The sequence below is a fragment of the Nocardia sp. JW2 genome (assembly GCF_051843015.1).
GTDB lineage: Bacteria > Actinomycetota > Actinomycetes > Mycobacteriales > Mycobacteriaceae > Nocardia > Nocardia coubleae.
This window is the reverse complement of record NZ_JBPXLK010000001.1, coordinates 400411-426453: the sequence shown is the minus strand read 5'-3', so window position 1 is coordinate 426453 and position 26043 is coordinate 400411. Positions and strand designations below refer to the sequence as shown.

Below are 26043 nucleotides of genomic sequence, written 5' to 3'. Positions count from 1 at the left end.
GACGTGCGTCCGCCACCCCGACCGGCCGACCGGCCTCGCGTGTACTCGCTGCGGCCGCCCCGCTTGCCCCGAATGCCTACAGCCGGCCGCCGTCGGCCAGCACTGTGTTGACTGCGTTCGGCAGGGTCAGCGCGACGTGCGGCAGGTGCGCACCGTCGCGGGCGCCCGGGCAGGCGCGTCGCCGGTACCGATGGTGACCTACGGGCTGATCGCGATCAATGTCCTGGTCTACCTGGTGACCGCCGCGCAGGCGGGCAACCCGATGCAGAACCATCGGGGTTCGTCGGTGTTCGGCGAGTTCGTGCTGGTCCCGCTGCTGGTCGCCGACGGTGAGTGGTGGCGGGTACTCGGTTCGGGGTTCCTGCACTACGGCGCGATCCATCTGCTGGTCAACATGTTCGCGCTCTACGTCGTCGGCCGCGACCTCGAGCAGGTGCTCGGCCGGGTCACCTACGGCTGCCTGTATCTGGTCTCACTGCTCGGCGGTTCGGCGGCGGTGATGGCGCTGTCGGATCCGTACACCATGACCGCGGGCGCGTCGGGCGCGGTGTACGGCCTGTTCGGCGCCGTGACGGTGACGCTGATCCGCTTGCGGCAGAGCCCGACTCCGATGCTGGTGGTGATCGGCGTCAACGTGCTCATCAGCTTCTCGCTGCCGGGGATCTCGCTGTGGGGTCACCTCGGCGGGCTGGCGGCGGGCACGCTCAGCGCGCTGGGCATCCTGTTCGTTCCCGGCTGGCTGTCGGCGCGGGACCTTCGGTCGGCGCAGCGCATCGGCTGGGTGGCGATGGGCCTGGTCGCGGTGATCTGTCTGGCCGTCGTTGTCGCGGCCGCGCTCTGGGTACGCACCGACCCGGTGTTCGTCGGTCCCGCCTGATTCGCGCAGGTCGGGGCGGCGACGCCGACCGGTGCCACAACGATCACGGCCGGGCGCACTAGGCTTCGACCCCGTGGCGGTACTGGAGGGCGCGGCGCGCAAGACACTGGCGTTCGGGCGGCGAGCCCTCGGGTTCGACGTGCCCGCGCCCGATCACACCGTCGCGGCCCTGCACCGCGACGAGACCGAGGTCCCCGGCCTCGACAAACGCGAACGCGCCCAGCTGGACCGCATCCGGTTGATGGGCGCCACCGGTGCCGTGCTGATGGCCATCGCCGCGCTCGGCATCGGCGCGCAGCCCGTGCACCAGAATCCGGTCTCCGGTGTACGGGTGCTCGGCATCTTCGCCCGCGCGCACACCGGGTCGCTGGCGATGTGCATGTTCGGCACCGTGCTGGTGATCGGGGCCTGGTTGCTGTTGGGCCGCTTCGCGATCGGCGGCCTGGCCGGATCGCCGCTGCACCGGCTCACCCGATCCCAGCTCGACCGGACACTGCTGCTGTGGATCATCCCGCTGTCGGTGGCACCGCCGATGTTCAGCAACGACGTCTACTCCTACCTGGCCCAGAGCGAGATCGCCGCGCGCGGCATCGACCCGTACGCCGAAGGGCCCGTCGCCGGGCTCGGGATCGACAACGTCCTCACCAACAATGTGCCGACCATCTGGCGTGACACACCGGCGCCCTACGGCCCGCTCTTCCTGTGGATCGGGCGCGGTATCGCCGAGCTGACCGGCGACAACATCATCGCGGGCGTGTGGGTGCACCGGTTGCTCGCGCTCGCGGGCGTCGCCTTGATCGTGTGGGCGCTGCCCCGGCTCTCGGTGCGCTGCGGGGTGGCGCCGGTGAGCGCGCTGTGGCTCGGCGCGGCCAACCCGCTCGTGCTGTTCCATCTGGTCGGCGGCGTGCACAACGACGCGCTGATGATCGGTCTGATGCTGGCGGGCATGGAGCTCACGCTGCGCGCCATCTACGGCGACGGCGGACGGCGCGACAGCCTCAACGGCGCCATGCCACCACTGGACGCCCGCGGCTACGCCCTGCTGATCGGCGGCGCGGTGGTGATCACGCTGTCGTCGTCGATCAAATTCACCTCCATCATCGCGCTCGGCTTCGTCGGGATGGCGCTGGCCCGGCGCTGGGGCGGCAGTCTGCTCGCCGTCGTCAAGGCCGCCGCCCTGCTGGGTGTGATCGCCGGGGCGACAACGCTTTTCGTGAGCTGGGCCAGTGGGCTCGGCTTCGGGTGGGTGTTCACCCTCAGCGTCGCCAACGCGGTGCGCAGCTGGATGTCGCTGCCGACGGTGATCGGTGTCATCACCGGTTTCGGCGGGGTGCTGCTCGGGCTCGGCGACCACACCACGGCACTGCTGTCGATCACCCGGCCCATCGCGGGGCTCGTCGCGGGCTATGTGACGGTGCGGATGCTGGTGGCGACCGGCACCGGCCGCCTGCACCCGGTGGGCGCGCTCGGTGTGTCGCTCGGTGCGATCGTGCTGCTGTTCCCGGTGGTCCAGCCCTGGTACCTGCTGTGGGCGATCGTCCCGCTCGCCGCCTGGGCCACGCAACCGGTGTTCCGCGTGCCCGCCGTGGCGTTCTCGGCGGTGGTGTCGATGCTCGTCATGCCGCGTGGTGCCGAATTCCAGGTGTTCCAGATCATCGGCGCCGCCCTGGCGGCCGCGGTGTGCTTCGCGCTGTTCTACGTCCTCACCCGGCACACCCTGCCGTGGCGGGCCCAGGCGGGGGTGTCGGCTCCGTCACAGGAGGCCACGGCTTACCGTGTCACATCGTGACGAGAAGCCCGGGACCCGCCGTTAGCGTCGACGGCGTGGTCAAGCGCTACGGCGACACCACCGCGGTCGACGGCCTGCGTTTCGACGTGGAGCAGGCGCAGGTTTTCGCGCTGCTCGGCCCCAACGGCGCCGGTAAGACCACCACCGTCGAGATGTGCGAGGGCTTCGTGCGCCCCGACGCTGGCACGGTCCGCGTGCTCGGTCTCGACCCGATCGCCGACTCCGAACAGCTGCGGCCACGCATCGGGGTGATGTTGCAGGGCGGCGGCGCCTACCCCGGCGCCCGCGCGGGCGAGATGCTCGACCTGGTCGCCGCCTATTCCGCCGACCCCATCGACCCCGACTGGCTGCTGCGCACCCTCGGCCTGCAGGACAACCGCCGCACCCCGTACCGGCGCCTCTCGGGCGGTCAGCAGCAGCGCCTCGCCCTCGCCTGCGCCCTGGTCGGCAGGCCGGAGATCGTGTTCCTCGACGAACCGACGGCCGGTCTGGACGCCCAGGCCCGGCTGATCGTGTGGGAACTGATCGATGCCCTGCGCCGCGACGGGGTGAGCGTCGTGCTCACCACGCACATGATGGACGAGGCCGAACAGCTCGCCGACCAGCTCGTCATCATCGACCACGGTGAGATCGTCGCCCAGGGCACCCCCGCCGAGGTCACCGCGCACGGCGCCGCCGGTCAGCTGCGGTTCTGCGCCCCACCGAAACTCGATATCGAGCTACTGAAATCGGCTCTGCCCGAAGGGTTCTCGCCGCACGAGACCACGCCGGGCACCTATCTGGTCGAGGGTGAGATCACCCCGCAGGTACTGGCGACGGTGACCGCCTGGTGCGCGCGGATGGACGTGCTCGCCACCGACATCCGCATCGATCAGCGACGCCTCGAGGACGTCTTCCTCGAACTCACCGGACGGGACCTGCGCGGATGACCGAGACCGTGAGCCGGTTCCAGCCCGGCACCTTCACCCCCGACCCGCGCCCCGCCTCGCGCGCCGCGATGCTCGTCGCGCAGACCACGCTCGAGCTGAAACTGTTGCTGCGCAACGGCGAACAGCTGCTGCTCACCATGTTCATCCCGATCACCCTGCTGATCGGGCTCACCCTGCTGCCGTTCGGCGATCTGGGTACCGACCGCGTGAACCGGGTCGTGCCGATGGTGATGATGACGGCGGTGATGTCGACCGCGTTCACCGGTCAGGCCATCGCGGTGGGCTTCGACCGCCGCTACGGCGCCCTCAAACGGCTCGGCGCCACCCCGCTCCCGCGCTGGGGTGTGATCGCGGGCAAGTGTGCCGCCGTGCTGATCGTGGTGGTGCTGCAGGCGGTGCTGCTCGGGGCGATCGGGATGGCGCTCGGGTGGCGTCCTGGTGCGGGCGGGTTGGCCCTCGGCGCGCTGGTGATCGCGCTCGGCACGGCGACCTTCGCGGCGATGGGGTTGCTGCTCGGCGGCACGCTCAAGGCCGAGATCGTGCTCGCTCTGGCCAATATCCTGTGGTTCGTCATGCTCGGTATCGCCAGTCTCGTCCTGGTCGACACGGTGCCCGCCGCGCTGACGGTGATCGCGCGCCTGGTTCCCTCCGGCGCGCTGGCCTACGCCCTGGAAGCGGCTCTGGCCGGGTCGATCGACTGGTTCGGCGTCGCGGTACTCGCGGTGTGGGGCGTGGTGTGCGGGTCACTGGCCACCCGGTTGTTCCGCTTCAGCTGACGTGACCAACGACGCACTGTAGTAGCCCGGGTATCGAGCGGGAATCGCCTGCCAGTACCATCGTGACGTGCTGTATCGCGCCTTCCTCGGCCTCGTCGACCGGCTGCCACTCCCCTCGCTGCGGACCCAGCGGCTCATCGCCCTCGCGGTGATTCTGAGCCAGGCCGGGATCTCGGTGACCGGCGCGATCGTGCGCGTCACCGCGTCCGGTCTTGGCTGCCCCACCTGGCCGCAGTGCTTCCCCGGCAGCTTCACCCCCGTCGGGGTGTCGGAGGTGCCGGTGCTGCACCAGACCGTCGAATTCGGCAACCGGCTGCTCACCTTCGTGGTGACACTGTGCGCGGCGCTGATCGTGCTGGCCGTCGTCCGGGCCCGCCGTCGCAAGGAAGTCCTCGTCTACGCCTGGCTGATGCCCGGCGGCACCGTCGTGCAGGCGATCATCGGCGGCATCACCGTGCGCACCGGCCTGCTGTGGTGGACCGTGGCCGTGCACCTGCTCGCCTCGATGGTGATGGTGTGGCTGGCGGTGGTGCTGTACGCGAAGATCGGGCAGCCCGACGACGGTATCGACACCGTGCAGGTGCCCGCTCCCCTGCGCTGGCTCACCGCGCTGAGCGGCGTGGCGCTGGCGGGCGTGCTGATCGCGGGCACGCTGGTCACCGCCGCCGGACCGCACGCCGGCGACAAGAGCATCGACCGGCCGGTGGCCCGCCTCGAGGTCGAGATCGTCACCCTGGTGCACCTGCACTCGCAGTTGCTCATCGGGTATCTGGCTCTGCTCATCGGCCTGGCCTTCGGCCTCTACGCCGTCGGCATCACCCCCGCGATCCGCAAGCGGCTGTTCGTGCTGCTCGGGATCGTCCTGTCCCAGGCGCTGGTCGGTGTCGTCCAGTACTTCACCGACGTCCCCGCCGCCCTGGTCGCCATCCACGTCGGTGGCGCCGCGGCCTGCACCGCCGCCACCGCTGCCCTGTGGGCATCCCTGCGCACCAGAGAGACTGTCGAGGCCCCCGCTGTGTCCGCCGCGGCGGCGCACTGACCACCGACTTCCGGGTACGGAAAGCACGCGGTCGCCGCAGCCTCACATCGTGAGTGCTGCGGCGACCGGCTGAAAGCTCGGATCGCGGCGGTCCGGGATCAGGCTCCGGGGAAGACGTTCGCGTTGCGGGCCTTGGGGAACTTGGTCGAGCGAGCGACCCAGCCCGCCATCTTCGCCCAGTGCCCCTTGGCCGGGGTGACCTTGGAGACCAGCTCGCGGTCCCACTCTTCGGTCTCGGTGAGCCCGTCGACGCGCTCGACGACGGCCTTGGCGGTCGCCAGATCGGCCACCACACGGTCGCCGAGGACGCCGTCCTCGCCGACGAGGGTGATGCGCACCCCCTGCTCGCCCAGGTACTGCAGCACGGCCGTGCCCGAACCGCCGTGCTCGGCGACGAACTTCGCGATGGACTTCTCGACCTCGGCGGGCACCTTCACGGCCTCGGGCGCGGCGGTTGTACTCATGGGCGAGAGTTTACCGGTCGGTAGTTTCGCGTCCACCCCCGAGTGACACCGAACACGGGGTGTACAAAGGGGACTCATGCGCGCGATTCAGGTTTCCGAGCACGGTGGTCCCGAGGTTCTGCGGTCGGTGGAGGTGGACGACCCGCGGATCGGCCCCAAACAACTGCTGGTCGACATCGAGGGTGTGGGTGTCAACTACATCGACATCTACTTCCGCACCGGGTTGTATCCGCAGGCCACCCCCTATATCCCAGGCTCGGAGGGCACCGGTGTGGTCGCCGAGGTCGGCGCCGAGGTCACCGAGTTCGCCGTCGGCGACCGGGTGGCGTGGGCGGCCGCACCGGGCAGTTACGCCGAGAAGGTGGCCGTCGACGAGGCGGTGGCCGTGAAGGTGCCCGAGGGCGTGGAACCGGCCGTCGCGGCGGCGGCCCTGCTGCAGGGCATGACCGCGCACTACCTGGTCGAATCGGTCTTCACCCCCGAACCCGGTGACCCGGTCCTCGTCCACGCGGGCGCGGGCGGGGTCGGGCTGCTGCTCACTCAGCTGGCCGCCGCCAAGGGCGCGCGCGTCATCACCACGGTCTCGACGGATGCCAAGGAGAAGCTCTCCCGCGAAGCGGGTGCCGCCGAGGTCCTGCGCTACGACGACGACCTCGCCGCCCGGGTCCGCGAACTCACCGACGGCCAGGGCGTGGCGGCCGTCTACGACGGCGTCGGCGCGAGCACCTTCGAAGCGAGCCTCGCCTCGCTCCGGGTGCGCGGCACCCTCGCCCTGTTCGGCGCTGCCAGCGGTCCGGTACCGCCGTTCGATCCGCAGCGCCTCAATCCGGCCGGTTCGCTGTGGCTGACGCGCCCGTCGCTGGGTGCCTACACCCGCGATCGTGCGGAATTCCTCTGGCGCGCAACCGATATCTTCGACGCCATCGCGGCGGGCACACTGAAACTGCGCATCGGCGCCACCTACCCGCTCGCCGACGCCGCCGACGCCCACCGCGACCTCGCGGCGCGCAAGACCACCGGTTCGAGTGCGCGCGAGAGCTACAGACCGACGATGCTGCCCAGCGTGGTCCAGCCGAGCACCGAGTCCACGGCCAGACCGCAGAACACCACGGCCAGATAGTTGTTGGACTGCAGGAACAGTCGCAGCGGCTTCACCGATTCACCCCGGCGCACACCCGCGTACAGCTGGTGCGCCATGAGCAGGAACCAGGCACCCGCGACCAGCGCGACGGCCGCGTAGATGACACCGGTCGCCGGGACGAGGGCGAGGGTGGCCAGCACGGTCAGCCAGGTGTAGATGACGATCTGCTTGGTGACGACCTGCTCGGTGGCGACCACCGGCAGCATCGGCACGCCCGCCGCCCGGTAGTCCTCCTTGTAGCGCATGGCCAGCGCCCAGGTGTGCGGCGGCGTCCAGAAGAAGATGACCGCGAACAGCACGATCGCCGGCCAGCCGATGTTCCCGGTGACCGCCGACCAGCCGACCAAGGCGGGCATACAGCCGGCCGCGCCGCCCCACACCACGTTCTGCGAGGTCCGGCGCTTGAGGCCCTTGGTGTAGACGAAAACGTAGAACAGGATGGTCGCGACCACGAGCACGCCGCTGAGCAGGTTGGCCTGCCACCACAGCCAGGCGAAGGAGATCGCGCCGAGCGCCAGGCCGAAGACCAGCGCGTGCGAGGTGGGCACCGCGTCGCGGGCCAATGGGCGGCGCGCGGTCCGCTTCATCACCTTGTCGATGTCGGCGTCGGCGACACAGTTGAGGGTGTTGGCGCTGGCCGCGCCCATCCAGCCACCGAACAGGGTGACCAGGATCAGCCGGATGTCGACATTGCCCCGGTCGGCCAGGAGCATGGTCGGGATGGTCGCGACGAGCAGGAGCTCGATGACTCGCGGTTTGGTGAGCGCGATGTAGGCCAGCGGCTTACGCACGACCCGGGCGAACACGCTGTCGCCCGCCAGACGATCGGCGAGAGCCGTCGAGGAATCGTGCGCACCGCTACTACCCGGCTGGTTACCGATCCGCACTGTTTCTCCTCGCACGCTGTGCTTCGCATCCGGCATTGGAACGAGCAGCGCGCGGCTGCGGCGCGGCCACTACTACAGACGATGGTAGACGGTCACATAGGCGGCTGGCGCCGCGGGTCGCGGCGCTTGACTCCGCCTCTTCCCTCCCTGCGGGCACTCCTTCGTCGCACCCTCCGGTCAGTCCAGAGGCGGAGGCGCGCCGCGACCGTGCGCAGTTGCGGCCGGTGTCTGCGGGTGAACCGGTACCGACACGCAGGTGAACGACGTGCCGCGCGCCGCGCCGATTCCCGGGGACGACCCCCGGCGTGATCGCGGGATGGGCAACTAGACTCACACTCAGGGTTCGCGCCGATCAGGTGGAACAGCACCTCTAGGGTATTCCTGTACATCGGTACGCACCCCCGGCCGCGTGCGGTCCAGTACGACACCATCGCCGCTGCCATCTACTCGCCGTCGACGAAACCTAGGTCAGGAGAACCACGGTCGTGTCAGTCACAGACGACATTCGCGCCCTCACTCAGCGGAACTATCCCAGCGACTGGACGGACCTGGACACCAAGGCCGTCGATACCGCCCGTGTTCTCGCCGCCGATGCGGTGCAGAAGGCGGGCAACGGTCACCCGGGCACCGCGATGAGCCTCGCCCCCGTCGCCTACAGCCTTTTCCAGCGCGTCATGCGCCACAACCCGGCCGACCCGAGCTGGTCCGGCCGCGACCGCTTCGTGCTCTCGTGTGGGCATTCCAGCCTCACCCTCTACATCCAGCTGTACCTGGCCGGTTTCGGCCTCGAGCTGTCCGACCTCGAGCAGCTGCGCCAGTGGGATTCGCTGACCCCGGGTCACCCCGAGTTCCGGCACACCGACGGTGTCGAGATCACCACCGGCCCGCTCGGCCAGGGTCTGGCCTCGGCGGTCGGCATGGCGATGGCGGCCCGGCGCGAGCGCGGCCTGTTCGACCCCGACGCCCCGGAAGGCGCCAGCCCGTTCGATCACCACATCTTCGTCATCGCCTCCGACGGTGACATGCAGGAAGGTGTCACGGCCGAGGCGTCCTCGATCGCGGGTACCCAGCAGCTGGGCAACCTCGTGCTGATCTACGACGACAACGAGATCTCCATCGAGGACAACACCGACATCGCCTTCACCGAGGACGTGGCCGCGCGCTACGAGGCCTACGGCTGGCACGTGCAGACCGTCATGGGCGGCGAGGACGTGGTGGCGATCGAGGCGGCCATCGAGGCGGCCAAGGCGGTGACCGACAAGCCGTCGATCATCATCCTGCGCACCATCATCGGCTTCCCGGCCCCCTCCAAGATGAACACCGGTGGCGTGCACGGCGCGGCGCTCGGCCCCGACGAGGTCGCCGCGGTGAAGAAGGCGCTCGGCTTCGACCCGGACAAGTCCTTCGACGTCGACCCGGCCGTCATCGAGCACACCCGCAAGGCGCTCGAGCGCGGCGCGGCGGCTCAGCAGGCCTGGCAGGCCGACTACGACGCCTGGGCCGCGGCGAACCCGTCGAACAAGGAACTGTTCGACCGCCTGCTCACCCGCTCGCTGCCCAAGGGCTGGACCGAGCACCTGCCCACCTTCGAGCCCGACCCGAAGGGCATGGCCACCCGTAAGGCCTCCGGCAAGGTGCTGGCCTCGCTCGCCGACGTGCTGCCCGAGCTGTGGGGCGGTTCGGCCGACCTGGCCGAGTCCAACAACACCACCATGCCCGGTCAGCCCAGCTTCGGTCCCGAAGCCATCTCCACGGGCATGTGGAAGGCGCAGCCCTACGGCCGCACCCTGCACTTCGGTATCCGTGAGCACGCCATGGGCTCGATCCTCAACGGCATCGCCCTGCACGGCCCGACCCGTCCCTACGGCGGCACCTTCCTGGTGTTCTCCGACTACATGCGCCCGGCGGTCCGCCTGGCCGCGCTGATGCGGGTGCCCGCGATCTACGTGTGGACCCACGACTCCATCGGCCTCGGCGAGGACGGCCCGACGCATCAGCCGATCGAGCACCTGGCCGCGCTGCGCGCCATCCCCGGCCTCAACGTGGTCCGCCCCGGCGACGCGAACGAGACCGCCTACGCCTGGCGGACCATCCTCGAGCGCGACTCCGACGAGCACGCCTCGCACTTCCACACCTACGACGCTCCCCACCAGGACGGCCCGTCCGCGCTGGCGCTCACCCGCCAGGACGTGCCGACCCTCGAGGGCACCAGCTACGAGGGCGTGCGCCGGGGCGGCTACGTGCTGGCCGAGGCGTCGACCGGCACTCCGGAGCTGATCCTCGTCGGCACCGGTTCGGAGCTGCAGCTGGCCGTCGAGGCACGCACTACCCTGGAGGCACAGGGCATTCCGACCCGCGTGGTCTCGATGCCGTGTGTGGAATGGTTCGACGCACAGGACCAGGCCTACCGCGACGAGGTGTTCCCGCCTGCGGTCCGCGCCAGGGTCGTCGTCGAGGCCGGGATCGCGATGCCGTGGTACCGGTTCGTCGGTGACGCCGGTGAGATCGTGTCGATCGAGCACTTCGGCGCGTCCGCGAACTTCAAGAAGCTCTACAGCGAATTCGGTATCACCGCCGATGCCGTCGTCGCCGCCGCGCAGCGCACGCTCGACAAGGTGAAGGGGTAAAACCATGGCACAGAACGAGAATCTCGCCGCACTCGCGGCAGCGGGGGTCTCGGTGTGGCTCGACGATCTGTCCCGTGACCGCATCAAGTCCGGCAACCTCGCCGACCTGATCGCGACCAGGGGCGTCGTCGGTGTCACCACGAACCCGTCCATCTTCCAGGCCGCGCTGAGCGTCGGTCACGCCTACGACGCGCAGGTGAAAGATCTTGCGGCCCAAGGCGCCGACGCCGACGCGGCGATCCGCACCATCACCACCGACGATGTGCGCGCCGCCTGCGACGTGCTCGCCCCGGTGTTCGAGTCGACGGGCGGTGTCGACGGCCGGGTCTCGATCGAGGTCGACCCGCGCTTCGCCTTCGACGCCGACAAGACGGTCGCCCAGGCGATCGAGCTGTGGAAGATCGTCGACCGCAAGAATCTGTTCATCAAGATCCCGGCCACCGAGGCGGGCCTGCCCGCCATCACCTCGGTGATCGCCGAGGGCATCAGCGTGAACGTGACGCTGATCTTCTCCGTGCCGCGCTACCGCGCGGTGATGGGCGCCTACCTCGACGGTCTGCGGCAGGCCAAGGTCGCGGGCCACGATCTGGCCAAGATCCACTCGGTCGCGTCGTTCTTCGTCTCCCGCGTGGACACCGAGATCGACAAGCGGCTCGAGGCGATCGGCACCCCCGAAGCGCTCGCGCTGCGCGGCAAGGCGGGCGTGGCCAACGCCCGGCTGGCCTACGCCGAGTACCAGGACGTGTTCGACGGTGGGGCGCACACCTCCACCTACAACCACCTGGCCTCCCAGGGAGCCAACCGGCAGCGGCCGCTGTGGGCCTCCACCGGTGTGAAGAACCCGGACTACCCCGACACCCTGTACGTCACCGAGCTGGTCGGCCCGAACACGGTCAACACGCTGCCGGAGAAGACGCTGCAGGCTTTCGCCGACCACGGCGAGGTGCGGGGCGACACGCTCAGCGGCAAGGCCGTCGAAGCCGCGCAGGTGTTCAGCGACCTCGAGGCCGCGGGCATCGACCTGGCCGACGTGTTCGAGGTGCTCGAGCGCGAGGGTGTCGACAAGTTCGAGGCCTCCTGGGGTGAGCTGATCGACGCCACCACCGAGGAACTGCGCACCGCGGCGGCAGGGGGCAACTGATCTGATGGCCGGCACAGCAACGACGGACAAGGCGGGGCTGTGGCACAACCCGCTGCGCGACGAACGCGACAAACGGGTGCCTTTCATCGCGGGGCCCTGCTGCATGGTGATCTTCGGTGTCACCGGAGATCTGTCCCGTAAGAAGCTGATGCCGGCCATCTACGACCTGGCGAACCAGGGGCTGTTGCCCCCTGGTTTCGCCCTGGTCGGTTTCGCCCGGCGCAATTACGCCGACGAGGATTTCGCCGCGGTGGTGCTCAGCGCGGTGAAACAGCACGCGCGCACCCCGTTCCGCCAGGAGGTCTGGGACCACCTGGCCGAAGGGTTGCGTTTCGTGCAGGGCAGTTTCGACGACGACACCGCCTTCGCCACCCTCGCCACCACCCTGAAAGACCTCGACGCCACCCGTGGCACCGGCGGCAATTACGCCTTCTACCTGTCGATTCCACCGAATATGTTCCCGGTGGTCCTCGACCAGCTCTCCGAACACGAACTGGCCAAGGCCGCCCCGCGTCCCGAGGGCTACACCCCGTGGCGGCGGGTGGTGATCGAGAAGCCCTTCGGGCACGACCTGGCCAGCGCCCAGGAGCTGAACGCCCTGGTCAACCGGGTGTTCCCGGAGGAGCAGGTGTTCCGCATCGACCACTATCTCGGTAAGGAGACGGTGCAGAACATCCTGGCGTTGCGCTTCGCCAACGAACTCTACGAGCCGATCTGGAACGCCAATTTCGTCGACAGCGTGCAGATCACCATGGCCGAGGACATCGGATTGGGCGGGCGCGCGGGCTATTACGACGGCATCGGCGCCGCGCGCGACGTCATCCAGAACCACCTGCTGCAACTGCTGGCGCTGACCGCCATGGAGGAACCGACCTCCTTCGAACCGATGCAGCTCACCACCGAGAAGATCAAGGCCCTCTCCGCGACCAAACTCGTGGAACCACTGGACGAGACCACCGCGCGCGGCCAGTACACCGAGGGCTGGCAGGGCAGCGAACACGTGGTCGGCCTGCACCAGGAGGAGGGGTTCGACCCGCAGTCGCGCACCGAGACCTACGCCGCGATCACCCTGCACGTGGAGAACCGGCGCTGGGCCGGGGTGCCGTTCTACCTGCGCACCGGAAAACGCCTGGGCCGCAGGGTGACCGAGATCGCGGTGGTGTTCAAACGCGCGCCGCACCTGCCCTTCGACCAGACCATGACCGAGGAGCTCGGCCAGAACGCCCTGGTCATCCGGGTGCAGCCGGACGAGGGCATCACCCTGCGTTTCGGTTCCAAGGTGCCCGGCTCGGGAATGGAGGTGCGCGATGTGAACATGGACTTCAGCTACGGCGAGGCGTTCACCGAGTCCTCCCCCGAGGCCTACGAACGCCTGATCCTGGACGTGCTGCTCGGCGTGCCGTCCCTGTTCCCCGTCAACGCGGAGGTCGAATTGTCCTGGCGCATCCTCGATCCGGTGATCGCGCACTGGGCCGCCGAGGGCAAACCCGAACCCTACGAAGCCGGCACCTGGGGCCCCACCTCGGCCGATGAGATGCTCGCGCGCAGCGGGCGCGAATGGCGGCGCCCGTGATCGTCGACATGCCCGACACCAACACCGTCGAGGTCGCCAAGCGGATGGTGCAGCTGCGCGAGTCCAACGGTGTCATCACCCAGGGCCGGGTGCTCACCCTCGTCGTGTGCACCCTGGATTCGTCCGAGGCCGAGGACGCCATCGACGCCGCCAACGATGCCAGCCGCGAACACCCCTGTCGCGTGATCGTGCTCGCCCGTGGCGACCGCGACGCCGAGACCCGGCTCGACGCCCAGATCCGGGTGGGCGGTGACGCCGGGGCGGCCGAGGTGATCGTGCTGCGGTTGCAGGGTCCGCTGGTGAACCACGAGAGCAGTGTGGTGACGCCGTTCCTGCTGCCCGACACCCCGGTGGTGGCGTGGTGGCCGCGTGGGGCTCCGGACTTTCCGTCCCAGGACTCGGTGGGCAAGCTGGCCAAGCGGCGCATCACCGACGCCACGTTCGCGCCCGACCCGCAGGCCGCGCTCGGCAAACGCTGCGCCTCCTACGCGCCCGGCGACACCGACCTGTCGTGGAGCCGCATCACCTACTGGCGGGCGCTGCTCGCCGCCGCGCTGGACGAGCCGCCGTTCGAACCGGTGCTGTCGGTGAGCGTGTCCGGGCTGGCCAGTGAGCCCGCGCTGGATACGCTGGCGGGGTGGTTGGCCGCGCGGCTGGACTGCCCGGTCGTCCGCCGGACCGGTGAGCTGCGGGTGGAGATCCGCCGGGCCACCGATTCGATCGCCATCGCTCGACCGCAATTGGGCAGGACGGCAACGCTGACCCGCACCGGTGCCCCCGACCAGCGAATCGCGCTGGCGCGCCGGGAAACTCGCGATTGTCTCGCCGAGGAACTGCGCCGGCTCGACGCCGACGAGATCTACGCCGAGGCGCTCGCCGGAATCGAAAAGGTGACCTATGAGTGACCGTATCGAACTGCACGACGAGCTCGGCGAGGAATTCCCCGCCAACACCGTCGAGGTGCACGACGACAAGGAACTGCTCGCCGACGCCGCCGCCGAACGTTTCGTCGCCGTGATCGTCGCCGCCCAGGCCGAACGCGGCAACGCCTCGGTGTCGCTCACCGGTGGCAGCGACGGCATCCGCCTGCTCGAGAAGGTGCGCCAGGCGCCCGGCGACATCGACTGGTCGAACCTGTACGTGTACTGGGGCGACGAGCGTTTCGTCCCGTCGGGCGACCCGGACCGCAACGAACTGCAGGCGCGCGAGGCGCTGCTCGACTTCGTCCCGCTCGATCCGGCGAAGGTGTTCCCGATCGCCGCCTCCGACGGCCCGTACGGTTCGCCCGAGGAAGCCGCGGCCGCCTACGCCCAGCTGCTGCACACCGAACTCGACGAGCGCGGCGACATCGACCTGACGGTGCTCGGCATGGGCCCCGAAGGACACATCGACTCGATCTTCCCGCACTCCCCCGCCGTCCGCGAGCAGACGGATTACGTTGTGGCGGTCCATGATTGCCCCAAGCCCCCACCCACCCGCGTCTCCCTCACCCTGCCCGCCGTGCACCGCTCCCGCCACGTGATGCTGGTGGTCAGCGGTGAAGGCAAGGCCGCCGCGGTAGCCGCCGCCGTCAACGGTGCCTCCCCCGACGACGTCCCCTCCGCGGGCGCGGTCGGCATCGAATCCACCACCTGGGTCATCGACGAAGCCGCCGCGACGGACCTGCTGGTCGATATCGACGACGAAGAAGAGTGACGTGCGGCTGACGGTGCCGACCGGTCCGACATGATCGGCGCCGTCAGCCTTGTTCGACGGCTCGGACCTCCACCGCGTACGAGCTGTCCATCAGGTCGGTCATCGCGTGCTGGAAGTCGCGGCGCTTCTGCTCACTCCAGCCTGTCGTCAGCTGAGCGAAGACGGCCTCCTGCCAGCGATGTGCCTGCTCCAGCAGGGACCAGCCCGCAGGAGTGAGCGATGCTTCGCGTCGTCGACCATCGCCGGCGGACGTAGTCATATCCAGATAGCCGGCTGATGCGGCGCTCTTGATCAACCGGGAAGCGCCGCTCTGATCGATCCCGATCTCGTCCCCGATCGCCGTGACCGTCGCCCGGGTTCCCCGCTGCCCGAGCGCATGGACCGCCTCGCACACGACCACGATGCGCCCCTGATCACCCTCGATGTCCGCCGAAACCGGCCGACGTGCCCAGTGCCGGACGAAGTGGAACAGAACCTGCCCCGGTCCCTGTCCGCTCACTCGGATGCCGCCATCTCACGGCAGATGTGCGCCAGTTCGAGGGCGGCGTCGAGGTCCGGCATAACTTCATACGGCCCGGTCGCGATTCAGCGGTAGCCGAGTCGGCCGTGGACCGGTGGTCGCGGCGTTAGCATCGGGGCTCTCGGCATGGCGATCGGCGTCGGCTCGGCTGCGGGCGAGGAGTGGGCAATGGGCGAGGTGGGCAGAGGGTCCGTGGATCTGGATGCGGCGTTCCGGGCTGCTGTAGTGGGTCTCGAGGCAGGGTCGATCGATGGCAGGGCGGGGATCGATGCGGCGTTCGGGTTGGAGTTGTTCGAATCCCAAGTGGCGAGTAGGCATCTCGACCTGGCTGCCAGGCGGCTGGGGGCCGCCAAGCAGGGGTTCTACAGCATCGGGTCGTCGGGGCACGAGGGGAATGCGGCGGTGGCGGCGGCCTTGCGGGTAGATGATCCCGCCTTGCTGCACTATCGGTCCGGGGCGTTCTTCGTACAGCGGTGCAAGCGGGTGCCCGGCCTGGATCCGATCCGGGACGTGCTGCTCGGGGTGGTCGCGGCGGCGAGCGATCCGATCTCCGGCGGGCGGCACAAGGTGTTCGGTAGTACTGCCGCGTCGATCATTCCCCAGACCTCGACCATCGCCTCGCATCTACCCCGCGCCGTCGGCCTCGCGTTCGCGATCGAAAGGGCTGCCCGCCAAGGCATTCCGTGCCCGTGGCCCCGAGATTCGGTGGTGGTGTGCAGTTTCGGTGACGCCTCGGCCAACCACTCCACCGCGGCCGGTGCCATCAATGCCGCCGTCCACGCCTCTCACCAGGGCGTGCCGATGCCCATCGTGTTCGTCTGCGAGGACAACGGGATCGGGATCAGCGTGCCGACACCGGCCGACTGGATCGAGCGCGCCTACGGTCCACGCCCCGGCCTGACCTATCTCGCCGCCGACGGATGCGACCTGCCCGATGTCCTCGGTGCCGCCGAGGACGCGGTGTATCTGGCCCGCACCTGGCGGGTCCCGGTCTTCCTGCACATGCGCACGGTCCGCCTCGGCGGCCATGCGGGTTCGGATGTGGAATCGGGCTACCGTGGCCCGGCCGATATCGCCGCCGACCTGGCCCGCGACCCCCTCCTCGGCACCGCCCGCCACCTGCTCGCCACCGGCGTCACCGACACGTCCGACCTGCTCGCCCGCTACGAACGCATCGCCGACCGGGTGCGCGAGGTCAGCGCCGAGGTGGTGCGCGAGGCGAGGCTGGATTCCGCGTCGGCCGTCATCGCTCCCCTCGCCCCCTCCCACCCGTCGGCGGTCCGCGCAGACGTTCTCCGCTCCGCGACCACCACCGACTCCCCCAGCAAGGACCTGTCTGTCAGCCCCAGGACGACCCTCGCCCAGGCGATCAACCACACCCTCGGCGAACTCCTCACCCGCGACCCCGACGTGCTGGTCTTCGGTGAGGACGTGGGCCGCAAGGGCGGGGTGTACGGGGTGACGAAGGGCCTGCGGAAGCGATTCGGGCCGCGGCGGGTGTTCGACACCTTGCTCGACGAGCAGGCCGTGCTCGGTACCGCGCTCGGCACCGCATCGGCCGGGTTCGTGCCGATTCCGGAGATCCAGTACCTGGCGTATGTGCACAATGCCGGCGACCAGATCCGGGGCGAAGCGGCGACGCTGCAGTTCTTCTCCGCCGGGCGGTACCGCAACCCGATGGTGGTCCGCATCGCGGGCCTGGCCTACCAGAAGGGTTTCGGCGGACACTTCCACAACGACAATTCCCTTGCGGCACTTCGGGACATCCCCGGTGTGGTGGTGGCCGTCCCGGCCCGCGCCGACGATGCCGCCGCCCTGTTGCGCACGTGTGTTTCGGCGGCGCGGGTGGACGGCCGGGTCTGCGTGTTCGTCGAACCGATCGCCCTGTATCACACCCGCGACCTGTATCCCGGCGACGACGGATGGCTCGCGTCGCCCACCACCGAACACGTCCCGATCGGCAGCGCCCGCGTCTACGGCGACGGCACCGATCTCACCATCGTCACCTTCGGCAACGGTGTTCCGATGAGTCTGCGCGTCGCCGATCGCCTCGCCGACAGAGGCGTGCGTGCCCGCGTCCTCGATCTACGGTGGCTGAACCCGTTGCCGCGCGCGGATCTGCTCGAGCAGGCCGTCGCGACGGGCCGGGTGCTGGTGGCCGACGAGACCCGCCACAGCGGCGGTGTGTCCGAATCGGTCTTCGCCGCGCTCCTCGACGCCGGATATCGTGGCGCCCTCGCCCGCGTCACCAGCAGCGACAGTTTCGTGCCGCTCGGCCCCGCCGCGGACACCGTGCTGCTGAGCGAAACGGACATCGAGAAGGCGGCGCTGGCCCTCCTGCCCTGAATTCGGTCCGCTTTGCGAGGAATTCGCCGAATCCTGTCGAGAAGTACGCGATCGGCGCGGTTTGGTGACCGCGCGCCGGGTACACGCCGCACACACTCGTCTACTCGGAGGATTTCGTCATGAGGACAGGGCTTACACGTTTCGGCATCGCGACGGTGGCGGCAGCGGCGGTCGCCGCGGGTGCGGGGCAGGCCGCGGCGGCACCGGCGACGGTGTCGATCGACGGCAGTATGCAGGTACTCGGGTTGAACATCCTGCACGTCGACGCGCAAGGGCAGGGTGACGGTCCCGCCACCGGTACCTACGTCGCCACCGGGCAGTTCGGGAACATGCCGTTGCCGGTGAAGGTCACCGGGCCGGTCACCTGCCTGCGGGTTCAGGGCAACAAGGTGTCGCTGGTGTATCCGATCACCACCGCCGAACCGGTGATGGTGTTCGCCCCGGATTCGATGGCCATCCAGATCACGGTGGCCAAGGGCGAGAACGGTGGGCCCAACATGATCGGCTACGGCGTGCCGATGCCGACCAGTTCCTTCACCGATTGTCTGCCCGGGCCGACGCCGCTGATGTTCAACGGAACGATCGACATCAGCTGAGCCGACCCCTCTCGCCGGGGCGTGCGTCCGCCGCCTCGGCTCTGCGCCGGGGACACACCCGCCGCCGAAAACGGGCCGCGGGCACGCGATGTGCCGTAGGTTTGCCGGGAACATTTCAGCGGTGCGGTGTCAACCCATGGAGGCGTGTTCACGGTGCGGTCGGATGTCGGGGTCACCTGCCCACTGTCCCAAGCGCAATGGAGCTGGTGGCTCGCCCAGCAATTGCACCCCGATGTCCCCGCCACCGTGGCGATGTATCTGGATCTGGCGGGCGATGCCGACCTCGATCTGCTCGCCCGCTGCACCCGGCAGGCCGCCGCCGAATTCGAATCCCCCCGGGTGCGGCTCACTCTGGTGGACGGCATCCCGCACCAATTCGTCGACTCCGCGACCCCACTGGCCTTCGACATCGTCGATCTGAGCACCGCTCCCGGCGCCGTCGCGGTGGCCCTCGACCACATGGAACGCGACCACAGCGCCCCGCTCGACCCGCTCGCCCCCGATCTGACTGTCGCCTCGATCTTCATCATCACCCCGACCCGCCACCTGCTGTACCTGCGCAGCCACCACATCGTCCTCGACGGTATGGGCGCCGCCGCCCTCCTCGCCCGAACGGGCGACCTCTACCGCACCGCCCTCCGCGAGACGAGCGCCCTCGACGAATCGCAGCACGCCGCCCCACAGCCGAGCAGGGCAGCCAAGGCGGACCAAAGACCGTTGACAGTCGCGCAATTGCTGGAAGAGGACCGCGTCTACAAAGCATCTTCCCGCGCCGACGCCGACCGCAGCTACTGGCGTCAGCAGTTGACCCAGGTCGGTGAGCCGGTGAGCTTGGCACGCCGGGCGGCGGCACCCGCGCCCCGTCCGCATCAGGTGAACACCACCCTCGATGCCGGAACCGTGCGGCAGCTCGCGGACGCCAAGGCCCGGCACGGCGCGACGTTCCCGGAACTGGTCATCGCCGCTTTCGCCGGCTATCTGGCGCGGATGACCGGGAGCGCGGAGGTGACCCTGACCATCCCGGTCACCGCGCGACCGACCGCCGCGCTGCGTCGTTCGGCGGGTTCGATGTCGAATGTGGTTCCGCTGCGGCTGTCCGGATTGGACGACATCACCGTCGGCGCTGTCATCGCACAGGTGCGGGCGGCGGTGATCGGGGCGTTGCGTCATCAACGGCACCGGCACGAGGACATCCGCGGCGACCACCCCACCCTGCGGGAGGGGTTCGGTCCGGTGGTCAACACCCTCGCCTTCACCGAGCCCTTACACCTGGGCCCGCTGTCGGGTCAGGTGCGTTTGCTCGCCCTGGGTCCGGTCACGGATCTACATGTCAACGGTTACCAGATCGGCCCGGACGAGGTCTCCATCGACTTCCAGGCCAACCCCGCCCGCTACTCCCACGACGCCGTCCTCACCCACCACCGCACGTTCCTCACCTACTTCACCCACTTCCTCACCGCCCACCCCCACGACCCCATCACCATGCACGCCCAGACCGCCGATTCTAGGCGGTCACCGAACCAGTTGTCTCCCAGCTCAATACGCTCGAACGCGTCTACGCGAGCTCTGTCCGAGCTCCTGTGCTCAGCCCTCTCGACACCCGACTGCCTGCCACCACAGGTCACACCGCCACCGCAGGCCGTCGCTTCGCCACCGACTCAGCCGACCCGGCAGGACACGGCGGGCGACAACGCGACCTCCGAGGCGGCGTATTCCTCAGTGGCACTGCAAGACCGGGACCGTACCCTCACCTACTCGGAGCTGGACGAGATCTCGTCGCGGTGGGCTCGGGCACTCCTCGCACGCGGCGCCGGGCCCGGGACATTCGTCGTCGTCGCGATTCCGCGTTCGCTGGAATCGGTGGTGGCGTTGTGGGCGGTGGCGAAGACGGGGGCCTGCTTCGTCCCCGTCGATCCGGATGAACCCGCGAACCGGTTGTCCACCATCATCGCGCGCTGTGGGGCGCCGCTCGGAGTGACGGTTTCGTGGGTGAGCGTCAGCTGCGATGCGATCACCTGGCTCGCCATCGACGATCCGGCCGAGGCGAACCGCTATCCGGGTACCCCGGTCGATGACCACGATCGCCCTCGCCCGCTGCTGCCGGGCGATCCGGCGTACGTGATCCACACCTCGGGCACCACCGGCACGCCCAAGGGTGTCGTCGTCGCCCACCACGCACTGGGCGACCTCACCGACTACTTGCTGAAACACTATGGGCTGCATCGTGATTCGGTTCTTCTGCACTCCCACAGCGCGACCTACGACGCACACCTGCTCGAACTGCTCGCCGGTTTCGCGGCGGGCGCCCGGGTGGTGGTCGCCCCACCGACGGTCGTGGCCGGTCAGGAAATGGCCGAGCTGATCCGCAGTACCGGCTGCACCGTTTTCCAGACCGCGCCCGCCGTGCTCGCCACACTGTCACCCCAGCAGCTTCCGACCGTCGAGGTCGTCGCGATCGGCGGCGAAGCGTGCCCGTCGGCGCTGATGGCCGAGTGGGCACCCCAGGTGCGGTTGTTCAACGGGTACGGGCCGACCGAGACCACCATCATGGTGACCGAGACGGATGCCATGCGCCCCGACGGGGCGGTGACGGTCGGCCATCCCCTGCCGGGCGTGTCCGCGTGGGTCCTCGATACGCGCCTGCGTCAGGCCCCGGTCACCGCGCGGGGTGAGCTCTACGTGGGCGGCGCGTGCGTCGCCGACGGATATCTGAACGACCCGGCCGCCACCGCCTCACGTTTCGTCGCCGACCCGTTCGGTGACGGCTCCCGCCTGTACCGAACCGGCGATCTGGTCGGCGCCCGCCCCGACGGGGAGTTCGAATTCTTCGGCAGGCTCGACGCCCAGCTCGAGGTCAACGGCAGGCGTATCGAACCCGCGGAGATCGAGGCGGCGCTGCTCACCGAACCAGAGATCGCCTACGCCGTGGTCACCGTCGCCGATGCGGGCACACCGGGCGCGCGTCTGATCGGCTACGTGGTTCCCCTACCGGGAAGGCACATCGACACCGCCGCCGTCCTGGCCCGGTTGCGTGCCGCACTGCCGCAAGCCCTCGTCCCGACCACCCTGATCGAACTCGACCGACTTCCCTTGGGCGGCAACGGGAAAGTCGTCCGATCCGCCCTCCCCGCACCGACGATCACCGCGAACCCCACCCGCCCACCGGCCACCGAGCTCCAACGCCTGATCGCCGACCGCATCACCGCGACGCTCGGCACCCCCGCCGGCCTCGACGACGACTTCTTCGAACTCGGCGGCAATTCCCTTCTCGGCGTGCTGGTTTCGTCCGACATCGCCGCCGCGACCGGTGTCCCCGTCACCGTGCGCTGGCTCTACACCAGCCCGACCGTGCAGGCGCTGGCCGAACGCATCGCCGGCTTCGACGGCCACAGCGGCGACGACGACGCACTCGGCACAGTTCTCGTCCTGCGCCGCAAGGGTTCTCGCCCACCCCTGTTCTGCGTGCACTCGGCGGTTCCGCTGGCCTGGTGCTATGCGGGCCTGACCGGTTACCTCCCCGACCGCCCCGTCTACGGCCTGCAAGCCACCGAACTCACGGGCACCCCGACAATCGACGACCTCGTCGAGCACTACCTCGCGACCGTCCTCGCACTACAACCCCACGGCCCGTACCACCTGCTCGGGTGGTCGCTCGGCGGCCAGATCGCCCACGCCCTCGCCGTCCGCCTACGCGACACCGGCGCCCGGGTCGGCGTGCTGACCATGCTCGACAGCGTCGTCTACACCCCGGAGGAACCACCCACGCCGCGCATGCGCGACCTGCTGACCCACCTGCTCGGCGACGAACCCGAAGACGCCGACGCCGCCCCGGATGTCACCGCCGCCGAGGCGGCCGCGACCCTGGCGAGCACGAAAACCTCGTTCGGCACCGGGCTTTCGGCCAGCCAGCTCGAACGCCTGCACCGGGGTTACATCGCGGGCGTGCGGTTGTCGCACACCTACCGACCCGCCCGCTTCGACGGTGATCTGCTGTATTTCTCGGCGACGCGCGGCATCACGGCGATGTTCGACGGCGACATGTGGCAACCGTTCGTCACCGGCGAGGTGATCGAGCATCCGGTCGAGGCCACCCACGCCCAGCTCACCAACACCTCGGTCTTCGCCCACATCGGTCCATTGCTCGCTCGTCACCTCGACCGGGTGGAAGAACCTTCCGAACCGGCGCTCGCGACTACCGCAGCCGAGGAACCGTGGTGATCACCACCCCGAAAACCGGTACCACACACCGTCATACGGCCGGTAGGTCTCGTCGTACTCCCCCGTCGGCTCGGGTGCCCCGCCGGGCAGATAGGCATAGCCGACACTGCCGATGAAGCCGCCCGGTGTTCGGAAGAGGCATCCGCCGTCTTCCTGGTGCACCTCGGTGACGGTGAACAATCCGATGCGCTGGTCGGTGGTGGACGGCTCACATGTCTGCGCGGCTCGTTCGAAGTCGGGTTTGGACAGCGACCAACCGAATCGCTGCGCGGTGCCTGTCCCGCCCAGCACCGCGGTGAGCACCACGATCAACGGTGCGACCACGGTGAGCCAGGTCCCACGGAACGCCACCAGCCCGACGATCCCGAAGGATAGCCACAGCACACCGACCGCACCGAGTACCACGAAGGCGACCAGCAGGCGTTCGATCGGCCCATCGACCGTGTTCTGCCAGAGCAGGGCACCACAGCTCAGTGCGGTCGCGACCGCGATGCAGCACATGACAACGGTCCACCAGGTCGGCACCGACCGACGTGACCGCACGACTCCCCCAGAGTTCATGTCCGTCACCGTACGTGACGGATCACCCCTGCGGAATCAGGAGAACTTGATCTCCAGGCCGATACCGAGAATGGCGATCAGCCAGACGATGCCGACGAAGATGGTGACACGGTCGAGGTTCTTCTCGACGACGGTGGAACCCGACAGGCTCGACTGCACGCCGCCACCGAAGAGGCTGGACAGGCCGCCGCCCTTGGCGCGGTGCAACAGCACCAGCAGCACCAACAGCACGCTGGTGATCACAAGGAGGATATCGAGGAACAGCGACATGGCGACCATCCTAGGTGCTGGGCGGGCGCCCGGTCTAACCAGGCTCGACCGCGACCAGATGCGACACGGTCTCGGGCCCCGCCGCGTAGTGCGCCACGGCCTGTTCGATCTCCCGATCACGCGCGGTGAGCCGCACCTGATGCTGATGCATGTGCTCGGCCCACGAGCGGACGACGAACGCCTCGACGAACCGGTCGACGGTCCCGACATCGCGATACAGCCGCCACTCCATCGCACCCGTGCGTTGCCGTGACCGTCCGACCAGCGCCATCGCGTCGGTGAAGGCCGCTACGTCCTCCGGCGGCACGTCGTAACCGCGCAGCACGAGTACGGGCCCGTCGGCCGGGTCGGGTTCGACGACGAGTTGCGGTTCGGGCCAGTACGCGGCCGGTGAGAGGTCGATCTCCTCGACGTTGTGCCGGATCGGCCACCACACCGTGCTCACCGCGCACCCCCCGAGCAGCACCGCCGCGATGAGCAACGCGGTGACGGCGCCGTAGGCCCCGGCGACCAGACCCCACAGCAGCGAGCCGATGGCCTGCCCGCCCATGAACACCAGCATGTACACCGACAGCCCGCGCGCCCGCACCCAGGCGGGCAGCAGCAGCTGCATGGTCGAGTTCAGTGTCGACATGGCGAGCAGCCAGGCCAGCCCGGCGCCGACGAGCAGCACGAGCACCAGCACGACACTGTGCACCAGCGCGGTCGCCACCGCACCGATCCCGAACAGCACCGCGGCCAGCGCCAACCGCTGGGTCGGCGTGAACAGCACCCGCAACCGCGACAACCCGAGCGCGCCGCACACCGCACCGAGCCCTAGCGCACCGAGCAGCAGGCCGTACCCGTCGGAGGCCAGCCCGAGCCGGTCGTGCGCGATCACCGGAAGCAGCGACCACACCGCGCTGGCGGGCGCGATGAACAGAATGGAGCGGAACAACACCCGCCGGATGGCGGGCGCGGCCCGGATGAACCGGGTGCCCGCCTGCAACGCGGCCAGCGGGCGTTCGCTCGGCAGCGAGCGAACCCGGACCGGCCATTTCGACACCAGCAACACCGCCACGATGCCGACGAACGAGAGCGTGTTGAACCCGAACACCACCGTCGGCCCGGCCACCGAAACCAGCACACCCGCCACGGCGGGCCCGACCGCGCGACCGATGTTCACGCTCATACTGCCCAGCGCCGCCACCGAGGTGATCTGGTCGCGTGGCACGAGTTCGGGCTGGATCGCCTGCCACGCGGGTGCGGTGAGCGCCTGCCCGCAGCCGAGCAGGAACAACAGCGTGAGCAGCACCGCGGGCGTGGTGTGGCCGGTCGCGGTGAAGACGGTCAGCGTCAGCGAGGCCACCGCCATGCCTGCCTGCGCACCGATCAGCAACCGGCGCCGATCGAGTAGATCGGCCAGCACCCCGGACGGAATGGACAGCAACATCACCGGCAGCGTGATCGCGGTCTGCACGAACGACACGAGCACCGCGGCATTGGGTTGATCGACGAGAATCCACTGTGCGCCGACGGTCTGCATCCAGGTGCCCAGATTCGACACGAGCTGCGCGATCCACAACGCCCGGAACACCGGCGACCGCAGCGGAGCCCAGGTCGACACCCGCTCACCCGCCACACCCGTCACATTCCCGAGCATATCCCCGGTCCCCCAGCGGGACGCACGCTCACCACGCTGTGGTGGCGGCATCGGCCGACAGCCGAACGCCACCAGCGCGCGGTGATCTTGATCGGCTGTCGCCGGGCGGACGTACGATGGGCCGATGCCGGGATTCCCGCTCCGCCTCGCCGCTCTGTGTGTGCTCGCCGTCGCGGCAGGCGCCTGCTCGTCCGGTGACTCGGGTGACGCGCCACCGAAGCCGACGCCGATGGGACACACCTACCTGTCGACGCGGGTGGAGGGCGGGGCGATCCCCGGCGGCGGTCCGATGACGCTCACCTTCGACAACGGGCGGATCACCGCGAACTCCGGGTGCAATACCAGCAGCGGCACCGTCGATTTGAGCGACAACGTGCTGCGCACCTCCCGGCTCGCCGGCACCCTGATGGGCTGTCCCGGCGAACGCGGCCAGGCCGACGCCTGGCAGAACTCGTTCCTCGAGGCGAGCCCCACCTGGCGGCTCGACGGCGACGATCTGACCCTCACCGGCAAGGACGTCACCGTCCACCTCACCGACAAGAAGATCGTCACCCCGGACAAACCGCTGACCGGCACCAACTGGATCGCGACCACCCTGCTCACCCCGGACGCCAAGGTCCGCTCGGCCGCGCTCGACGAGGCCCGACCCACCCTCGTGATCACCGCCGACGGCCAGGTCAGCGGCACCACCGGATGCAATCGCCTGACCGGCACCGCGCAGCTCGGCCCCGGCGACGAGGTGAACTTCGAGGTGGCCACCACGAAGATGATGTGCCCACCGGAGGTGATGGAGGTCGAACGGCACGTCCTCGACGTCCTCGACGGTCACACCGAGGCCACCATCGACGCCGACACTCTCACCCTGCGCAACGCCGACGGCACGGGCCTGGAACTGCGCGCCCAGCAGTAGACGAAAGGGCCGGAACCCGTTTCCACGGATTCCGGCCCTTCG

The 26043-nt window shown here is 69.3% G+C and carries 21 protein-coding genes; 15 read left to right on the top strand and 6 right to left on the bottom strand.

What is annotated here, in order from left to right:
• The first annotated feature begins 136 nt into the window (after positions 1–136).
• The 5 genes from ACSVDM_RS01940 (at position 137) to ACSVDM_RS01920 (ending at position 5410) form a co-directional block, all read left to right on the top strand.
• The gene (locus ACSVDM_RS01940) at positions 137–877 is read left to right on the top strand and encodes a rhomboid family intramembrane serine protease (protein WP_439262266.1); all 741 of its coding nucleotides are present in this window, start codon (positions 137–139) and stop codon (positions 875–877) included.
• 31 nt (positions 878–908) lie between these two features.
• On the top strand, positions 909–2666 hold the full coding sequence (mptB, locus tag ACSVDM_RS01935; protein ID WP_439262264.1) for a polyprenol phosphomannose-dependent alpha 1,6 mannosyltransferase MptB: 1758 nt from the start codon (positions 909–911) through the stop codon (positions 2664–2666).
• Positions 2660–3595, top strand: coding sequence for an ABC transporter ATP-binding protein (locus ACSVDM_RS01930; RefSeq protein ID WP_174550292.1), 936 nt, complete (start codon positions 2660–2662; stop codon positions 3593–3595). Before mptB ends, ACSVDM_RS01930 begins: the two co-directional genes overlap by 7 nt.
• A complete protein-coding gene (locus tag ACSVDM_RS01925; RefSeq protein ID WP_439262262.1) occupies positions 3592–4371 on the top strand; it encodes an ABC transporter permease in 780 nt (259 codons plus the stop codon). Before ACSVDM_RS01930 ends, ACSVDM_RS01925 begins: the two co-directional genes overlap by 4 nt.
• A 67-nt stretch (positions 4372–4438) precedes the next feature.
• Complete coding sequence (locus ACSVDM_RS01920; protein WP_439262260.1) at positions 4439–5410, top strand: COX15/CtaA family protein; 972 nt, start codon at positions 4439–4441, stop codon at positions 5408–5410.
• A 98-nt stretch (positions 5411–5508) separates the two neighbouring features.
• Here the strand turns inward: ACSVDM_RS01920 and ACSVDM_RS01915 are convergent, their stop codons facing one another.
• Entirely contained in the window at positions 5509–5874 is a 366-nt protein-coding gene (locus ACSVDM_RS01915) for a hypothetical protein (protein ID WP_067636574.1), read from the bottom strand.
• Positions 5875–5950: 76 nt separating this feature from the next.
• On the opposite strand from ACSVDM_RS01915, the gene ACSVDM_RS01910 reads away from it, so the two are divergent.
• Complete coding sequence (locus ACSVDM_RS01910; protein ID WP_439262257.1) at positions 5951–6994, top strand: quinone oxidoreductase family protein; 1044 nt, start codon at positions 5951–5953, stop codon at positions 6992–6994.
• On the opposite strand, the gene ACSVDM_RS01905 is transcribed toward ACSVDM_RS01910, so the two are convergent.
• Positions 6913–7902, bottom strand: a complete 990-nt coding sequence (locus ACSVDM_RS01905) for a heme o synthase (protein WP_067493681.1) — start codon at positions 7900–7902, stop codon at positions 6913–6915. The genes ACSVDM_RS01910 and ACSVDM_RS01905 overlap by 82 nt on opposite strands.
• 485 nt (positions 7903–8387) lie before the next feature.
• On the opposite strand from ACSVDM_RS01905, the gene tkt reads away from it, so the two are divergent.
• From tkt to pgl, 5 genes are read left to right on the top strand one after another with little or no spacing between them, the layout of a single operon-like run.
• The gene (gene tkt, locus ACSVDM_RS01900; protein WP_439262255.1) at positions 8388–10529 is read left to right on the top strand and encodes a transketolase; all 2142 of its coding nucleotides are present in this window, start codon (positions 8388–8390) and stop codon (positions 10527–10529) included.
• 4 nt (positions 10530–10533) lie between these two features.
• On the top strand, positions 10534–11670 hold the full coding sequence (gene tal, locus ACSVDM_RS01895) for a transaldolase (RefSeq protein WP_067493676.1): 1137 nt from the start codon (positions 10534–10536) through the stop codon (positions 11668–11670).
• Positions 11671–11674: 4 nt separating this feature from the next.
• Positions 11675–13243 (top strand): glucose-6-phosphate dehydrogenase, encoded by a 1569-nt coding sequence (gene zwf, locus ACSVDM_RS01890; RefSeq protein ID WP_181698048.1) that lies wholly within the window; start codon positions 11675–11677, stop codon positions 13241–13243.
• On the top strand, positions 13240–14148 hold the full coding sequence (opcA, locus tag ACSVDM_RS01885) for a glucose-6-phosphate dehydrogenase assembly protein OpcA (RefSeq protein WP_067636576.1): 909 nt from the start codon (positions 13240–13242) through the stop codon (positions 14146–14148). The genes zwf and opcA overlap by 4 nt, the downstream gene beginning before the upstream one ends.
• Positions 14141–14938 carry a 6-phosphogluconolactonase gene (gene pgl, locus ACSVDM_RS01880; protein WP_084456401.1) on the top strand — a complete coding sequence of 266 codons (798 nt, stop codon included), beginning with the start codon at positions 14141–14143 and terminating at the stop codon, positions 14936–14938. Before opcA ends, pgl begins: the two co-directional genes overlap by 8 nt.
• 43 nt (positions 14939–14981) lie before the next feature.
• Here pgl and ACSVDM_RS01875 read toward each other — a convergent pair whose 3' ends face one another.
• Positions 14982–15437, bottom strand: a complete 456-nt coding sequence (locus tag ACSVDM_RS01875; RefSeq protein ID WP_439262252.1) for a MarR family winged helix-turn-helix transcriptional regulator — start codon at positions 15435–15437, stop codon at positions 14982–14984.
• Positions 15438–15626: 189 nt separating this feature from the next.
• Between ACSVDM_RS01875 and ACSVDM_RS01870 the strand changes: the two genes are divergently transcribed.
• From ACSVDM_RS01870 to ACSVDM_RS01860, 3 genes are all read left to right on the top strand, one after another.
• Complete coding sequence (locus ACSVDM_RS01870; RefSeq protein WP_439262659.1) at positions 15627–17804, top strand: thiamine pyrophosphate-dependent enzyme; 2178 nt, start codon at positions 15627–15629, stop codon at positions 17802–17804.
• A gap of 119 nt (positions 17805–17923) precedes the next feature.
• Positions 17924–18400 carry a hypothetical protein gene (locus tag ACSVDM_RS01865; RefSeq protein ID WP_439262251.1) on the top strand — a complete coding sequence of 159 codons (477 nt, stop codon included), beginning with the start codon at positions 17924–17926 and terminating at the stop codon, positions 18398–18400.
• Positions 18401–18544: 144 nt separating this feature from the next.
• Positions 18545–22618: an amino acid adenylation domain-containing protein gene (locus ACSVDM_RS01860; protein WP_439262249.1), complete on the top strand. Its 4074-nt coding sequence runs from the start codon at positions 18545–18547 to the stop codon at positions 22616–22618.
• Here ACSVDM_RS01860 and ACSVDM_RS01855 read toward each other — a convergent pair whose 3' ends face one another.
• Genes ACSVDM_RS01855 through ACSVDM_RS01845 form a run of 3 tightly spaced genes read right to left on the bottom strand, consistent with a single transcriptional unit; the run spans position 22619 to position 25091 of the window.
• Positions 22619–23179 (bottom strand): hypothetical protein, encoded by a 561-nt coding sequence (locus ACSVDM_RS01855; RefSeq protein WP_439262247.1) that lies wholly within the window; start codon positions 23177–23179, stop codon positions 22619–22621.
• Between the two features lie 36 nt (positions 23180–23215).
• Complete coding sequence (secG, locus tag ACSVDM_RS01850; RefSeq protein ID WP_067493884.1) at positions 23216–23449, bottom strand: preprotein translocase subunit SecG; 234 nt, start codon at positions 23447–23449, stop codon at positions 23216–23218.
• 34 nt (positions 23450–23483) lie between these two features.
• Positions 23484–25091 (bottom strand): MFS transporter, encoded by a 1608-nt coding sequence (locus tag ACSVDM_RS01845; RefSeq protein WP_439262245.1) that lies wholly within the window; start codon positions 25089–25091, stop codon positions 23484–23486.
• A 124-nt stretch (positions 25092–25215) separates the two neighbouring features.
• On the opposite strand from ACSVDM_RS01845, the gene ACSVDM_RS01840 reads away from it, so the two are divergent.
• Positions 25216–26001: an META domain-containing protein gene (locus ACSVDM_RS01840; RefSeq protein WP_439262243.1), complete on the top strand. Its 786-nt coding sequence runs from the start codon at positions 25216–25218 to the stop codon at positions 25999–26001.
• The last annotated feature ends 42 nt before the right edge of the window (positions 26002–26043 follow it).

Excerpts from the sequence above, each read along its gene's own strand:
- ACSVDM_RS01925 (WP_439262262.1), top strand. The coding sequence starts at position 3,592 with ATGACCGAGACCGTGAGCCGGTTCCAGCCCGGCACCTTCACCCCCGAC.
- ACSVDM_RS01915 (WP_067636574.1), bottom strand. The coding sequence starts at position 5,874 with ATGAGTACAACCGCCGCGCCCGAGGCCGTGAAGGTGCCCGCCGAGGTC.
- ACSVDM_RS01910 (WP_439262257.1), top strand. The coding sequence starts at position 5,951 with ATGCGCGCGATTCAGGTTTCCGAGCACGGTGGTCCCGAGGTTCTGCGG.
- tal (WP_067493676.1), top strand. The coding sequence starts at position 10,534 with ATGGCACAGAACGAGAATCTCGCCGCACTCGCGGCAGCGGGGGTCTCG.
- zwf (WP_181698048.1), top strand. The coding sequence starts at position 11,675 with ATGGCCGGCACAGCAACGACGGACAAGGCGGGGCTGTGGCACAACCCG.
- pgl (WP_084456401.1), top strand. The coding sequence starts at position 14,141 with ATGAGTGACCGTATCGAACTGCACGACGAGCTCGGCGAGGAATTCCCC.
- ACSVDM_RS01870 (WP_439262659.1), top strand. The coding sequence starts at position 15,627 with ATGGGCGAGGTGGGCAGAGGGTCCGTGGATCTGGATGCGGCGTTCCGG.
- ACSVDM_RS01865 (WP_439262251.1), top strand. The coding sequence starts at position 17,924 with ATGAGGACAGGGCTTACACGTTTCGGCATCGCGACGGTGGCGGCAGCG.
- ACSVDM_RS01855 (WP_439262247.1), bottom strand. The coding sequence starts at position 23,179 with ATGAACTCTGGGGGAGTCGTGCGGTCACGTCGGTCGGTGCCGACCTGG.
- secG (WP_067493884.1), bottom strand. The coding sequence starts at position 23,449 with ATGTCGCTGTTCCTCGATATCCTCCTTGTGATCACCAGCGTGCTGTTG.
- ACSVDM_RS01845 (WP_439262245.1), bottom strand. The coding sequence starts at position 25,091 with ATGCTCGGGAATGTGACGGGTGTGGCGGGTGAGCGGGTGTCGACCTGG.
- ACSVDM_RS01840 (WP_439262243.1), top strand. The coding sequence starts at position 25,216 with ATGCCGGGATTCCCGCTCCGCCTCGCCGCTCTGTGTGTGCTCGCCGTC.